Below are 13,039 nucleotides of genomic sequence, written 5' to 3'. Positions count from 1 at the left end.
CTATCTGCCTGGCGTCTAAATCAAATTGGGGGATACGTGTAGGAGCGAGCTTGCTCGCGAAGCTCTTGGACGGGTTCGCGAGCAAGCTCGCTCCTACAATGGGGCTATGCGTCAGAGCCCTTGTTTGAGGCTGGCCTCGAGGTACTCGTTCAGGTCGCCGTCGAGCACCTTGTCGCAATCGCTGCGTTCCACGCCGGTACGCAGGTCCTTTATGCGCGACTGGTCGAGCACGTAGGAACGGATCTGGTGACCCCAGCCGATATCGGACTTGGTGTCTTCCAGCGCCTGCGAGGCGGCGGTGCGCTTCTGCATCTCCTGCTCGTACAACCGGGCCCGCAGCATCTTCATGGCGGTGTCCTTGTTGGCGTGCTGGGAGCGTTCGTTCTGGCAAGCCACCACGGTGTTGGTCGGCACGTGGGTGATACGCACCGCGGAATCGGTGGTGTTCACGTGCTGACCGCCTGCGCCGGAGGAGCGGTAGGTGTCGATGCGCAGGTCGGCCGGGTTGATCTCGATCTCGATGTTGTCGTCGATTTCCGGCGAGACGAACACGGCGGTGAACGAGGTGTGGCGACGGTTGCCGGAGTCGAACGGGCTCTTGCGCACCAGGCGGTGCACGCCGATCTCGGTGCGCAGCCAGCCGAAGGCGTATTCGCCCTTGATGTGCACGGTGGCACCCTTGATGCCGGCGACCTCGCCTTCGGACAGCTCGACGATCTCGGCGTCGAAACCGTTCTTGTCGGCCCAGCGCAGGTACATGCGCAGCAGCATGTTGGCCCAGTCCTGGGCTTCGGTGCCGCCGGAGCCGGCCTGGATGTCCAGATAGGCGTTGTTGGGGTCCATCTCGCCACTGAACATGCGGCGGAACTCGAGCTTCTCGAGGATTTCGCGCAGGCGCTGGACCTCGGCCTCGACGTCGCCGACGGCGCCTTCGTCGTTCTCCTCGACCGCCATGTCGAGCAGGTCGCGGGAGTCGGCCAGGCCGCCGGTGAGCTCGTCGAGGGTCTCGACGATCTGCGCCAGCATGGCGCGCTCGCGGCCCAGGTTCTGGGCGTATTCGGGCTTGTTCCAGACCGCCGGGTCTTCCAGTTCGCGGTTTACTTCGATCAGACGATCATGTTTCAGATCGTAGTCAAAGATACCCCCGAATGGAGTGGGTACGGTCGGAGAGGTCCTTGATGCTGTTGAGGATCGGTTGGATTTCCATGGCGGGCATCTCTCACGGGTAAAGGGCGTAGAAAAGCCGGCAAGTATACGTGAACTGTCGCGCCCCTAAAAAGGTTTACGACAGATCGCCACCGCCCGCCCGGCGCCCTTCCCCGCTCGCTCAGCCGGCGATGGCCACCTGGTTGCGCCCGCCGTGCTTGGCGTTGTAGAGCGCCTGGTCGGCCAGCTCGATGAGCTGGCGGCAGGCTTGCCCCGCCTGCGGGATCAGGGTCGCGACGCCGACGCTGACGGTCAGCGGGGACCCGGGACTCGGCAGTTCGTGGCGGATGTTCAGTTCCTGCACCGAGCGACGCAGCTTCTCGGCCAGCAGGCGTGCGCCGCCGGGAGAGGTGTTGGGCAGGACCATGACGAACTCCTCGCCGCCGTAGCGCGCCGGCAGGTCGGAGGGCCGGCTGGCGCTGGAACGCAGGGCCCCGGCCACCTGACGCAGGGCCTCGTCGCCCTGCACATGGCCGAAGGTGTCGTTGTAGGCCTTGAAATGGTCGACATCGACCAACAGGATCGACAGCTGGGTCTGTTCGCGCAGGCAGCGGCGCCACTCCATTTCCAGGTATTCGTCAAAGTGCCGGCGGTTGGACAGCCCGGTGAGGCCGTCGGAATTCATCAGCCGCTGCAACACCAGGTTGGTCTCCAGCAGTTGCTGCTGGCTCTCGCGCAAGGCGCGGTAGGCCTCGTCGCGCTGCTGCAGGGCGAGGTAGGAGCGCGAGTGGTAGCGCACCCGGGCGATCAGCTCGATGGCGTCGGGCAGCTTGACCAGGTAGTCGTTGGCGCCAGCGCTGAACGCCGCGCTCTTCACCGCCGGGTCTTCCTTGGTCGACAGGACGATGATCGGCAGGTCGCGGGTGGCCGGGCTGGCGCGGTATTCGCGCACCAGCGAGAGGCCGTCGGCGCCCGGCATGACCAGGTCCTGGAGGATCACCGTGGGCTTGATCTGGATCGCTAGGGCGATGGCCTGGTGCGGGTCGGAGCAGAAGTGGAAGTCGATGCTGGGATCGTCCGCCAGGGCACGGCGCACGGCCTCGCCGATCATCGGCTGATCATCCACGAGCAGCACCATCACAGCGGAGTCGCCGGGGGTGTTCACGGGGTAGTTACTCTGACTTGAATTCATGGATAGGGGGTTCATGCAATCAGCTCCGTAGCCCGCGCTCAGGCGCAGACCTCAGCGAGTCTGCGGGCGATGTCGCCCAGGGGGCGGATCTCTACCGCGGCGCCAATCGCCGCCGCGGCCTTGGGCATACCGTACACGGCGCTGCTGCCCTGGTCCTGGGCCAAAGTCAGGAAACCGCGCCCACGCATGCGCTTCAGGCCCTCGGCGCCGTCCCGGCCCATGCCGGTGAGCAGCACGCCGACGGCATCGCCGCTCCAGCATTCGACCACGCTGTCGAAGAACACGTCTATCGAGGGCCGGTAGATATGACCGCTGGGCTCGGCGGTATAGGCCAGTTCGCCGCTCCTGAGCAGACGGATATGGTGGTTGGTGCCGGCCAGCAGCACGCAGCCGGGCTGTGGCGATTCGCCATTGCGTGCCAGGCGCACCGGGATACGCGACTGGGTCGACAGCCATTCGGCCATGCCCGCGGCAAAGACTTCATCGACGTGCTGGACCACCACGACAGCCGCCGGGAAGCTTTCCGGCAGCGCGGCGAAGAGTTCCGCCAGCGCCGCCGGGCCGCCGGCCGACGAGCCGATCGCCACCAGCTTGTGCGCACCGCTGCCCTTGCGCACCAGCGGCGCGCTGGCGATCGGGCGGCTGTCCTGCGGGGCATTGAGCCATGCCAGGTTCTGCAGCTTGCGCAGCAGCGGGCGCGCGGCTTCAGCCGGGTCGCCGCAGCCCATCACCGGGGTATTCACCGCATCCACCGCGCCGTTGCCCATGGCATCGAACACGCGGCTCATGTTGCGCTCCAGGTCCACCGTGACGACGATGATCGCGCAGGGGCTCTGCGCCATGATCCGGCGGGTCGCCTCGACGCCGTCCATCACCGGCATCAGCAGGTCCATCAGCACCACGTCGGGCTTGTGCGCGGCGCACATCTCGAGGGCCTCGGCGCCGTTGGCGGCGACCCAGACGACGCGGTGCGCCGGCTCGAAGGCCAGCGCGCGGCGCATGGCCTCCACCGCCAGGGGCATGTCGTTGACTATCCCTATCTTCATCCCTGCGCACTCCCGATCAGGTCGACCACCGCATCCAGCAAGGCCTCGTCGTGGAAGCTGGCCTTGGCCAGATAATAGTCGGCGCCGGCGTCCAGGCCGCGCCGGCGGTCTTCTTCGCGATCCTTGTAGGACACCACCATGACCGGCAGCGATTGCAGGCGGGTGTCGCGGCGGATCAGCGTGACCAGCTCGATACCGTCCATGCGCGGCATGTCGATATCGGTGATGACCAGGTCGAAATGCTCCGAGCGCAGGGCGTTCCAGCCGTCCATGCCGTCCACCGCCACGGCGACGTCATAGCCACGCCCCAGCAGCAGCTTGCGCTCCAGCTCGCGCACGGTGAGCGAGTCGTCCACCACCAGCACGCGCTTGCGCGCGGGGCCGCTGAGGCGGCCGGTGGGGTCGATGCGCTCCAGGCGACCGGTGGCAAGGAGCTTTTCCACCGAGCGCAGCATGTCCTCGACGTCGAGGATCAGCACCGGCGTGCCGTCGTCCAGCAGTGCGCCGGCGGAGACGTCCTGTACCTTGCCCAGGCGAGCATCCAGCGGCACCACCACGAGGGTACGCTCGCCGATGAATTTCTCCACCGCCACGCCGTAGGTGCTGTCCCGTTCGCGGATCACCACCACGGCAATCTCGTCGGGCGAAGCCTCGCCGTCGGGGCGTTGCAACAGCTGGCTGGCGGACACCAGGCCGACATGCCGGCCCTCGTGCCAGAACTGCTGGCGGCCTTCGAGCTGGACGATCTCGTCCGGCGCCAGGCGGCGCATGCGTTCGATGTGCGCCAGCGGGAAGGCGTAGGCTTCGCCGCCGATGCTGACCACCAGGCTGCGCACCACCGACAGCGTGAGCGGCACTTCCAGGTGGAAGCGCGCGCCCTGCCCGCGCACCTGCTCCATGCGGATGCCGCCGCGCAGCTGGCGCACCATGTGCTGTACGGCGTCCAGGCCGACGCCACGGCCGGACACCTCGGTGACCTGCTCGCGCATGCTGAAGCCGGGCAGGAACAGGAAGCTCAGCAGTTCCTCCTCGGTGAGGCGCGCCACGGTTTCCTCGGTGGACAGCTGGCGACGCACGATGGCGCTGCGCAGGCGTTCGAGGTCGACACCACCGCCGTCATCCTGCAGCTCCAGTACCAGCATGCCGGCGTGGTGGCGGGCCAGCAGCTGGATCGTACCCTCCTCCGGCTTGCCATTGGCGGCGCGCGCTTCGGCGGACTCGATACCGTGGTCTACGGCATTGCGCAGCAGGTGGGTGAGTGGCGCCTCGAGCTTCTCCAGCACGTCGCGGTCGACCTGGGTGGCGGCGCCGTGCACTTCCAGGCGCACGGTCTTGCCCAGCGAACGCCCCAGGTCGCGGACCATCCGTGCCTGCCCGGAGAGCACGTCGGAGAAGGGCCGCATGCGGCAGGACAGTGCCGTGTCGTAGAGCGACTGGGCGCGCTGTCCGGCCTTGAAGCTGAATTCGTCCAGCTCGGCGATCTGCTCGCTGAGCAGTTGCTGGCACTCGCCGACCAGGCGGCGCGCGTCAGCCAGGTAGGCCTGCGCCTCGGCGTCGAGATTGGCCGTGTTGGCGGCGTCGCGGGCGCCGTCGAGCACGCGGCTGGCGCTGGCCTGGATGCGCTTCAGACGCTGTAGCGAATCGAGCAGCGGCTTCAGGCGCTGGGACTCCACCAGCGACTTGCTGGAATAGTCGAGCAACTGGTTCAGGCGCTCGGCGGTCACCCGCAGTACACGCTCGCCCGCTTCATCGCTGTCGCTGGAACGACGACGCTGGGGGCGTTCAGCGGGGGCCGACGGAGCTTGCGCGGGCACATCCACAGCTGCCGGAGCAGGCTCGACGGGTATCGCCTGCGGCGGCGCGGCCTGGGCTGGCGCCTTGCCCGACAGCAAGGCCTGCAGACGCTCGACCATGACCGGCACGCCCTGCTGCGCCTGCTCGGCCCGCTCGGGCTGGGCATCGGCGATATGCAGGAGGATATCGGTGCCGGCCAGCAGCGCGTCGATATGCCCCGAACTCAGCAGCAGGCGGCCCTCCTGGGCGCCGACCAAGCAATCCTCCATCACATGGGCAACCTGCACGCCGGCATCCAGCCCGACGATCCGCGCCGCACCCTTGAGCGAATGCGCGGCACGCATGCAGGCTTCGAGCTGGTCGGCCTGGGTCGGGTTGCGTTCCAGCGCCATCAGCCCTTGCACCAACACCTGCGTCTGGGCCTCCGCCTCCAGGCGGAACAGCTCCAGCATCGATGCATCCTTCATCTGGTCCGGGGTCATGCGAGGCTCCGGGCGGCGGCGTCGAGCAGGGCTTCCTGATCGAGCAGGCGGATGCTGCGTTTGCGCCACTGCATCACCCCGCGGGTGAAGCGGTCGTTGGCGGCGTGGCTCTGGGAGGCGGCTTCGACGATGGCCGTCTCGTCCAGTTCATGGATGCCGTCCACTTCATCCACCGGCGAAATGATCGGCCCGCCGACGGCGGCCAGGATCAGCATGCGCGGCACGATGCGCGCGTTGTCACGGACGGCCGCGCGAGCATCGAGGCCCAGCAGCTCGCCCAGGGAAATGCAGGCCACCAGCGTGCCGCGCACATTGGCCACGCCCAACAATGCCGGCGAACGCTGGTGCGGTAACGAATGCACGACACAGGCAGGCGCCACCTCCGCCAGGGCACGGGTGGGCAGGCCCAGCCATTCCTCGCCGAGGCGGAAGATCAGGTGCGGACAGCCCTCTTCGACCGCAGGCTCGGGGCTTTCCATCGGGTCCAGGTCTGCCGTTTCACTGCTCAGTGCGTAACGGTCCAGCAGACTGATGGCGGCGGCGGCATGCACCGGACAATTGCGGCAATGAATGTACTCGGCGAGCCTCGGGCAACTGCGGTCGCCGCGCACACCGATGCGGTTCCAGCAGTCGTCCACGCTCGGCAGGTCGCCGCCCAGGGACGAACTGTCGAGGTATGCAGAATCGCGTTCAACCATTGCGCTTCACTCCTCGCGCGGCACGCTCCTGCAGGCGCCGGGCGCCGGCGGCATCCCCCTGCGCCGCGAGCAGCGCGGCCAGGTGTTGCAGGCTTTCCTGGTGATCGGGCTGCAGATACAGGGCCTTGCGGTAGAACGCCTGCGCCTCGCTGCCGTGGCCCTGCGCATCGGCCAGCAGGCCGAGCCAGTAGAAGGCTTCGGCGTTCGGCCCCCTTTCGGCCAACAATGCCTCGCAGCGCTGGCGCGCCTCGGCGGCATGGCCGGAATTGGCCAGCCGGGCAATGTCTGCCAGCGCGTCACCCGCGGTCGCAGGCACCGGCTCCTGGGCCCTGGCGACCAGACGCGGACGCACCGGCGCCGGCTTGGGCGGCGCCGGACGAGGAGTCGGCGCGGGCGCTTCCCAGTTCAGCGGCTTCGCACGGGGCGCCGGTTCGGCAACCTGCAGCGGGAAGGCAAAGGACTGCGGCACGCCCAGCGGACGCAGGCCCACGCGCGACATCAGGCTGGCCTCGGCCGGGCCGATGAACAGCACGCCGTCGGCCCGCACCAGGCGGCGCAGAACATCCACCACCTGTTCCTGGGTCGGACGGTCGAAGTAGATCAACAGGTTGCGGCAGAACACATAGTCATAAGGCGCCTCCCCGGCCAGCAAGCCCGGCGCCAGAAGGTTGCCGGCGCGGAACTGCACCTTGCGCCGCACCGCCTCGGCCACCTGGTAATCGTTGCCGTCGGCGCTGAAGTAGCGGTCACGGAAACTCAGGTTGGCGCCGCGGAACGAATTGCGCCCGTAGCGCCCCTCCTGCGCGCGCTCCAGCACCGCACGGCTGACGTCCAGCGCATCCACCTGGAAGGCGGACGGCGCGAGGCCGGCGTCCAGTAGCGCCATGACAATGGAGTACGGTTCCTCGCCGGTGGAGCACGGCAGGCTGAGAATACGCAGCGGCCGGAAGCCGGCCAGTTCCAGCACGCGCCGGGACGCGAGGTCGGCCAGCGCGCCGAAGGATTCGGGGTAACGGAAGAACCAGGTTTCGGGGACTATCACCGCCTCGATCAGCGCCTGCATTTCCTCGGCGGAGCCTTGCAGTTGCATCCAGTAATGCTCGGTACTGCCACCGCTGACCTTGTTGCAGCGCTGGCGCACGGCGCGCTCGATCACGGCGTCGCCGACCGACTCGGCATCCAGGCCGATACGCTCCTTGAGCAATTGGGCGAAACGCGGATCGGTCATGCCGGCGCTCCTCCCGCGTCCTGCAGAAGGCGCGCGCGGGCTTCATCGCTGAGCAACTGGTCGACGCCCACGCGCTGCAGCAGGCCCTGCTCGTCTTCCAGCACGGGGCCAAGGTAGCGGGCGCTGCCGTTGTCGAGTTCGTAGTCACGGAAGGCCGCAGGATCACGGCGCAGGGTGTGGGTCGCCTGTTCGAGAATCAATCCGAGGCGCTGCTCCGGCCCCTCGCCTGCGGCGCGGTAACGCACCAGCACCAGGCGCGTACTGGTGCGGCGCGGCGCGCTGTGCCCAAAGGCCAGTTGGTTCATGTCCAGCACCGGCAGCAGTTCGCCGCGGTGCGGGAACAGCCCTGCGACCCACGCTGGCGCTTGCGGCACGCGCTTGAGCGCAGGCACCGGCAGCACCTCGATGACGTCGTGGACGTCCAGCGCATAGCGATCCGCGCCCAGGCGGAACTGCAGGTACAGCCTGCCCGCCGCGGCGGCGTCAGACCTTGAAGCGGGAGACGCCATTGCGCAGTCCGTTGGCCACGAGGTTCAACTCGTCGATGGCGAAGCTCGCCTGGCGCAGGGATTCCACGGTCTGGCCAGTGGCCTCGCCGAGCTGCACCAGCGCCTGGTTGATCTGCTCGGCGCCGGTGGCCTGGGCCTGCATGCCTTCGTTGACCATCTGTACGCGCGGCGCCAGCGCCTGCACCTGCTGAATGATCTGCGAGAGCTGCTCGCCGACCTGGCCGACTTCCGAGATGCCGCGACGCACCTCCTCGGAGAACTTGTCCATGCCCATCACACCGGCGGACACGGCGGACTGGATCTCGCGGACCATCTGCTCGATGTCGTAGGTGGCCACGGCAGTCTGGTCGGCCAGGCGGCGCACTTCGGTGGCGACCACGGCGAAGCCGCGGCCGTATTCGCCGGCCTTCTCCGCCTCGATGGCGGCATTGAGCGAGAGCAGGTTGGTCTGGTCGGCCACCTTGACGATGGTGGTCACCACCTGGTTGATGTTGCCGGCGCGCTCGTTGAGGATCGCCAGCTTCGCGTTGACCAGCTCGGCCGCACCCATCACGTGATGCATGGTTTCTTCCATGCGCGCCAGGCCCAGTTGGCCGGAGCCGGCCAGGGTGGAGGTCTGTTCGGCGGCCGAGGACACTTCGGTCATGGTGCGCACCAGGTCGCGCGAGGTGGCGGCGATTTCCCGCGAGGTGGCGCCGATCTCGGTGGTGGTGGCGGCCGTTTCGGTGGCGGTGGCCTGCTGCTGCTTGGAGGTGGCGGCAATCTCGGTCACCGAGGTGGTGACCTGGATGGCCGAGCGCTGCGCCTGCGATACCAGGCCCTTGAGCTCTTCGGCCATGCCGTTGAAGCCGGTCTCGATCACCGCGAATTCGTCGTTGCGTTCCATCGCCAGGCGCGTGGTGAAGTCGCCGCTACCCATGACCTGCAGACCCTTTACCACCTGGCGCACCGGCTCGGTGATGGCGCGCATCAGCAGCAGCCCGCAAACCACGGCGGCGGCGACGGCCAGTAACAGGGAGATGAGCATGATCGCCTTGGCGGCAGCCACCTCGTCGACGATGTCGGACGCTGCGGCATCGGCGATTTCCTTGTTCAGTGAGATCAACTGGTTGAGCGTCTTGCGGCCGTCGTCCCACAAAGGTTCCAGGCGCTCCAGCAGCAGGCGCCGCGCGCCTTCACGGTCTGTGCCGTAGAGCTGCAGTACCTGCGCCAGCATGGTGTCGTACTCGCTCGCCTGCTGCTTGAAGTGAGCGAGCATTTCCTTATCGCGGGGGTCATTGACCGTGAGCTCGTAACGAGCGATGCGCTCGACCAGTGCGTCATGGTTGGCGCGGAACTCCTGGCGACGGGCATCGTCCAGAGGCTTGCCATCACTCAGGCCGACCACCACCTGGGTCATCAGGATGCTGTCGGTCCATGCCGAACGCACAGTGGTCAGCGCGTAGGTGCCGGGCATGGCGTCCTGGCTCACCCGCTGGGTGCTGTGCTCCACCCGCAGCAGGCGCGTGTAGGAAATCACCACCATCAGCAGCATGATCGCGACGACGACGGCAAAGCTGGCCAGGATGCGTTGGCGTAGAGTCCAATTCTTCACAGCGTTCCCCAGAAGATGTGTGGCGTGCCGACGGATGATGGATTCAGGCGGACAATCGCGCGAATGTAAATTCCTACTAAATCGTCAGCAAGATAGGACATATAGTATCTGTAGACGCCTGAAGCTCCTCTCTTTATTCCAAATTTTTAGTACGACGGTTCCTTTCATTCTGACCGCCCCGACTCGCCGTTTCGCCCGTACCCGATGTTGAGCCTCTCTCTCGCCGCCCACGCCGGTCTCTTCCTCTCCGCCTTTGGCGCCGCCACCCTGCTGCCGCTGCAATCGGAAGCCGTGCTGGTCGGCCTGTTGCTGGGCGGCCAGTACCCGCTGTGGTCGTTGCTGCTGGCCGCCAGCCTGGGCAACGTGCTCGGCTCGCTGGTGAACTGGTTGCTGGGACGCGGAATAGAGCGCTGGCACGGTAGCCGCTGGTTCCCGGTGAGCGATGCGGCGCTGGAAAAGGCCCAGCGTCACTACCGGCGCTTCGGCAGCTGGTCGTTGCTGCTGAGCTGGGCACCGGTGATCGGCGACCCGCTGACCCTGATCGCCGGCGTCATGCGCGAACCGCTGTGGCGCTTCCTGCTGCTGGTCACCGTCGCCAAGGTCGGGCGCTACGCGGTGCTGGCCTGGCTCACGCTCGTCTGAATATTCCCTCGTAAAAAGCGGACACGAATTTCGTCTGCTAGTCCTGTTTTGCCACTGCCTGGAAAAAATGGCGCCAATTAATATCAATGCGCCACTATTGCCTTGGCAGGGGCCTGCGGGCCTAGACCACGACCGATGAAAAGGAATTCGCGATGTTCAGAAGCATGAGTATTGGCCGCCGCGCCTCCCTGGGTTTTGCCGTGATGGGCTTGTTGCTGGTATTCCTCGGGCTGTTCTCGCTATACAAGCTCTCGACCTTGCGCGCCGCCTCCGAAGAGATCGACAGCAACTGGCTGCTGAGCATCAACCACATGAACCAGCTGTCGGGCGACATCGCCCGCATCCGCCTGGAGTCCATGCGCCTGCTGGTCAACCACGACAGCGCTGCGCGCCAGCGCAGCCTCGACCTGATCGCCGAGGCGCGGCAGGACAAGGACAAGGTGCTCGCCGACTACCGCCGGCTGATCCTCAGCGCCGAGGAGCAGCAGCACACCGATGAGCTGCACCAGGCGCTGAATGGTTACCTGGGATACGTCGACCAGCTGCTGGAGAATGTCCGCCGGGACGACAACGAAGGCGCGCTGCAACTCCTCAACGGCAGCATTGCCCAGCAAGGCGCGGAACTGAACAAGCGCCTCACCGCGCTGATCGCCCTCAACCGCAACGGCGCTGCTGCGGCAGCCAACCGCGCCGTGGAGCAGTACCAGAGCGGTCGGCTGGTGGTGGGCACGGTGCTGCTGCTGAGCGTCGGTCTCACCCTGCTGCTGGCCTGGCAACTCACCCGCAGCATCGTCGTGCCGCTCAACCAGGCGGTGCGCGTGGCCCGGACCATTGCCAGCGGCGACCTCAGCCAGCGTTTCAGCGTCGAAGGTCGCGACGAGCCGGCGCAACTGCTCAACGCCCTGGCGGACATGCAGAACAGCCTGCGCGAGACCATCCGTGGCATCGGCAACTCGGCCAGCCAGCTGGCTTCGGCCGCCGAAGAGATGCACAGCGTGATGGAGCATAGCAGCCACGCGCTGCAGCAGCAGAGCGACCAGATCGAGATGGCCGCCACCGCCGTCAACCAGATGACCAGCGCCGTGGAAGAAGTGGCCAGCAACGCCGCCTCGACCTCCGCCGCCTCCCGCGAGGCCATCGACGCCGCGCGCAGCGGCAGCGAGCGGGTCGACGAGACCTCCAGCGCCATCGGAACCCTGGCCGACGAAGTGGGCCAGGCCTCGCAGCAGGCGGAAGTCCTGGCCAGCCAGGCGCAGGACATCGGCAAGGTGCTGGAAGTGATCCGCAGCGTCGCCGAGCAGACCAACCTGCTGGCACTCAATGCCGCCATCGAAGCCGCCCGCGCTGGCGAAGCCGGGCGCGGTTTTGCGGTGGTCGCCGATGAAGTGCGCTCGCTGGCCCAGCGCACCCAGAGCTCGACCCGCGAGATCGAGGAGCTGGTCTCGGCCATCCAGAACGGCAGCGACCGCACCGTTGCCGCCCTGCTCAGCAGCACCGCCCACGCCGAGCGCACCGTCAGTCGCACCGGCGAGGCTGGCGCATCGCTGCAGGTGATCCTCGAGCGCATGTCGCTGATCAACGAACGCAACCTGGTCATCGCCAGCGCCACCGAGGAACAGGCCCAGGTCGCCCGCGAGGTGGACCGCAACCTGCTGAACATCCGCGACCTGGCGACCCAGACCTCGGCCGGCGCCACCCAGACCAGCGCAGCGAGCCAGGAGCTGTCCCGCCTGGCCGTGGACCTGAACGGCATGGTGGCGCGTTTCGTGGTCTGACGCGCCACTGCTTACTCCCGTTTCGCTCGATATATAGCGAAACGGGAGCTGTCAGCAGGGAATTTTTCCGGCATTTTCCTATCCAATGGCCATCATGGAATGCCACAGGGTGGATTGATGAAACTGTTGAAATTGTCGGCCGTGCTGGCCGCAGCCGCGTTGCTGAGCGCCTGCGGAGGCAACGAGGCCAAGGTCTGCGGTTCGGACGATGTGAAGAACCAGTTGGTGAAGATCTTCCTGTCCGGCGCGCTTTCTGCCCAGTCCGACGCGCTGAGCAAGGCCGAGCTGAAAGACGTGGCGATCATCGAAAAGGACCCGGACAGTGGCGTACTGGAGTGCGTCGGTACCCTGACCGTGCCGGTGGTTGGCCAGGTCGCCTCGGGCACCCTGAAGTACCAGATCGCCCCGGCGGCCAAATCCGAGCACGACTACCTGCTGCTGCTCGCCGATGGCCCGCTGGCGAATGCTTTCGCCAAACGCATCGAAGGGATGATCCCGCGGCAGTGAGGGGTCTGCGCAGGCAATGAAAAACCGGCCCATGTGGCCGGTTTTTCATGGGACGGTTTTTGGCAGGCAGGAGCCCGCAGCCTCCGGAGAAATCAGAACCCTTCCAGATCGATCAACTCGCCCTCGAAGCGAATCGACCCACCCTCCTCGTTCGCCTCGCCACCCTGGATTTCACCGTAATAGGACAGCCCATTCTCCAGCGTCACACAGACGTGGGTCGGCTCTTGCGGCGCATCCAGTTGGCCTTTGAAACTCACTTCGATCACACCCTCTTCCGGCGCGCTCAGGCTCACCGTTACGCGGGCATTGTCCACCGCCTCAGTCTCGCGACCCCAATGCTCGGCGCTGACGGTCACGGTGGCGATTTCCTGTTTCATGTTCGATGACTCTCCACGATGGGTTCGGCGCAAGGCGCGCCGGAAGTAG

The 13,039-nt window shown here is 66.6% G+C and carries 12 protein-coding genes; 3 read left to right on the top strand and 9 right to left on the bottom strand.

Annotation, left to right across the window (positions count from 1 at the left end; all coding sequences use genetic code 11):
- Positions 1-111: 111 nt before the first annotated feature.
- The 8 genes from prfB to C167_RS0125310 all read right to left on the bottom strand — a co-directional run bounded on the left by prfB (position 112) and on the right by C167_RS0125310 (position 9,689).
- Positions 112-1,207, bottom strand: a protein-coding gene (prfB, locus tag C167_RS0125350) for a peptide chain release factor 2 (protein WP_100227314.1) whose coding sequence is annotated in 2 segments (ribosomal slippage) — positions 112-1,134 and positions 1,136-1,207 — 1,095 coding nt in all. Because the reading frame shifts where the segments join, the coding sequence is not laid out codon by codon here.
- Between the two features lie 120 nt (positions 1,208-1,327).
- On the bottom strand, positions 1,328-2,338 hold the full coding sequence (locus tag C167_RS0125340; RefSeq protein WP_026079273.1) for a response regulator: 1,011 nt from the start codon (positions 2,336-2,338) through the stop codon (positions 1,328-1,330).
- 38 nt (positions 2,339-2,376) lie between these two features.
- Positions 2,377-3,384, bottom strand: coding sequence for a chemotaxis response regulator protein-glutamate methylesterase (locus C167_RS0125335; RefSeq protein WP_026079272.1), 1,008 nt, complete (start codon positions 3,382-3,384; stop codon positions 2,377-2,379).
- Positions 3,381-5,660, bottom strand: coding sequence for a hybrid sensor histidine kinase/response regulator (locus C167_RS0125330; protein ID WP_017521116.1), 2,280 nt, complete (start codon positions 5,658-5,660; stop codon positions 3,381-3,383). The genes C167_RS0125335 and C167_RS0125330 overlap by 4 nt, the downstream gene beginning before the upstream one ends.
- Positions 5,657-6,358 (bottom strand): chemotaxis protein CheW, encoded by a 702-nt coding sequence (locus C167_RS0125325; protein ID WP_017521115.1) that lies wholly within the window; start codon positions 6,356-6,358, stop codon positions 5,657-5,659. The genes C167_RS0125330 and C167_RS0125325 overlap by 4 nt, the downstream gene beginning before the upstream one ends.
- Complete coding sequence (locus C167_RS0125320; RefSeq protein ID WP_017521114.1) at positions 6,351-7,586, bottom strand: CheR family methyltransferase; 1,236 nt, start codon at positions 7,584-7,586, stop codon at positions 6,351-6,353. The genes C167_RS0125325 and C167_RS0125320 overlap by 8 nt, the downstream gene beginning before the upstream one ends.
- Positions 7,583-8,095 (bottom strand): chemotaxis protein CheW, encoded by a 513-nt coding sequence (locus C167_RS0125315; protein WP_017521113.1) that lies wholly within the window; start codon positions 8,093-8,095, stop codon positions 7,583-7,585. The genes C167_RS0125320 and C167_RS0125315 overlap by 4 nt, the downstream gene beginning before the upstream one ends.
- Positions 8,070-9,689 (bottom strand): methyl-accepting chemotaxis protein, encoded by a 1,620-nt coding sequence (locus C167_RS0125310; protein WP_017521112.1) that lies wholly within the window; start codon positions 9,687-9,689, stop codon positions 8,070-8,072. Before C167_RS0125310 ends, C167_RS0125315 begins: the two co-directional genes overlap by 26 nt.
- Before the next feature lie 204 nt (positions 9,690-9,893).
- Between C167_RS0125310 and C167_RS0125305 the strand changes: the two genes are divergently transcribed.
- The 3 genes from C167_RS0125305 (at position 9,894) to C167_RS0125295 (ending at position 12,613) form a co-directional block, all read left to right on the top strand.
- Entirely contained in the window at positions 9,894-10,331 is a 438-nt protein-coding gene (locus tag C167_RS0125305) for a YqaA family protein (RefSeq protein ID WP_017521111.1), read from the top strand.
- Between the two features lie 152 nt (positions 10,332-10,483).
- Entirely contained in the window at positions 10,484-12,106 is a 1,623-nt protein-coding gene (locus tag C167_RS0125300; protein WP_017521110.1) for a methyl-accepting chemotaxis protein, read from the top strand.
- Between the two features lie 117 nt (positions 12,107-12,223).
- The gene (locus C167_RS0125295) at positions 12,224-12,613 is read left to right on the top strand and encodes a hypothetical protein (RefSeq protein ID WP_017521109.1); all 390 of its coding nucleotides are present in this window, start codon (positions 12,224-12,226) and stop codon (positions 12,611-12,613) included.
- A gap of 92 nt (positions 12,614-12,705) precedes the next feature.
- Here the strand turns inward: C167_RS0125295 and C167_RS0125290 are convergent, their stop codons facing one another.
- Positions 12,706-12,990 carry a hypothetical protein gene (locus C167_RS0125290; RefSeq protein ID WP_017521108.1) on the bottom strand — a complete coding sequence of 95 codons (285 nt, stop codon included), beginning with the start codon at positions 12,988-12,990 and terminating at the stop codon, positions 12,706-12,708.
- Positions 12,991-13,039: the final 49 nt, after the last annotated feature.

The organism is Pseudomonas nitroreducens TX1 (assembly GCF_000313755.1).
In the GTDB taxonomy this organism is placed as follows: Bacteria; Pseudomonadota; Gammaproteobacteria; order Pseudomonadales; family Pseudomonadaceae; genus Pseudomonas; species Pseudomonas nitroreducens_A.
The sequence above is the reverse complement of the archived record's forward strand: the minus strand, read 5'-3'. Positions and strand labels throughout refer to the sequence as shown.

What these genes read in the sequence shown, in the direction of transcription:
- C167_RS0125320 (WP_017521114.1), bottom strand. Translation starts at nt 7,586, where the DNA reads ATGACCGATCCGCGTTTCGCCCAATTGCTCAAGGAGCGTATCGGCCTG.
- C167_RS0125300 (WP_017521110.1), top strand. Translation starts at nt 10,484, where the DNA reads ATGTTCAGAAGCATGAGTATTGGCCGCCGCGCCTCCCTGGGTTTTGCC.
- C167_RS0125340 (WP_026079273.1), bottom strand. Translation starts at nt 2,338, where the DNA reads ATGAATTCAAGTCAGAGTAACTACCCCGTGAACACCCCCGGCGACTCC.
- C167_RS0125305 (WP_017521111.1), top strand. Translation starts at nt 9,894, where the DNA reads ATGTTGAGCCTCTCTCTCGCCGCCCACGCCGGTCTCTTCCTCTCCGCC.
- C167_RS0125330 (WP_017521116.1), bottom strand. Translation starts at nt 5,660, where the DNA reads ATGACCCCGGACCAGATGAAGGATGCATCGATGCTGGAGCTGTTCCGC.
- C167_RS0125290 (WP_017521108.1), bottom strand. Translation starts at nt 12,990, where the DNA reads ATGAAACAGGAAATCGCCACCGTGACCGTCAGCGCCGAGCATTGGGGT.
- C167_RS0125315 (WP_017521113.1), bottom strand. Translation starts at nt 8,095, where the DNA reads ATGGCGTCTCCCGCTTCAAGGTCTGACGCCGCCGCGGCGGGCAGGCTG.
- C167_RS0125325 (WP_017521115.1), bottom strand. Translation starts at nt 6,358, where the DNA reads ATGGTTGAACGCGATTCTGCATACCTCGACAGTTCGTCCCTGGGCGGC.
- C167_RS0125295 (WP_017521109.1), top strand. Translation starts at nt 12,224, where the DNA reads ATGAAACTGTTGAAATTGTCGGCCGTGCTGGCCGCAGCCGCGTTGCTG.
- C167_RS0125335 (WP_026079272.1), bottom strand. Translation starts at nt 3,384, where the DNA reads ATGAAGATAGGGATAGTCAACGACATGCCCCTGGCGGTGGAGGCCATG.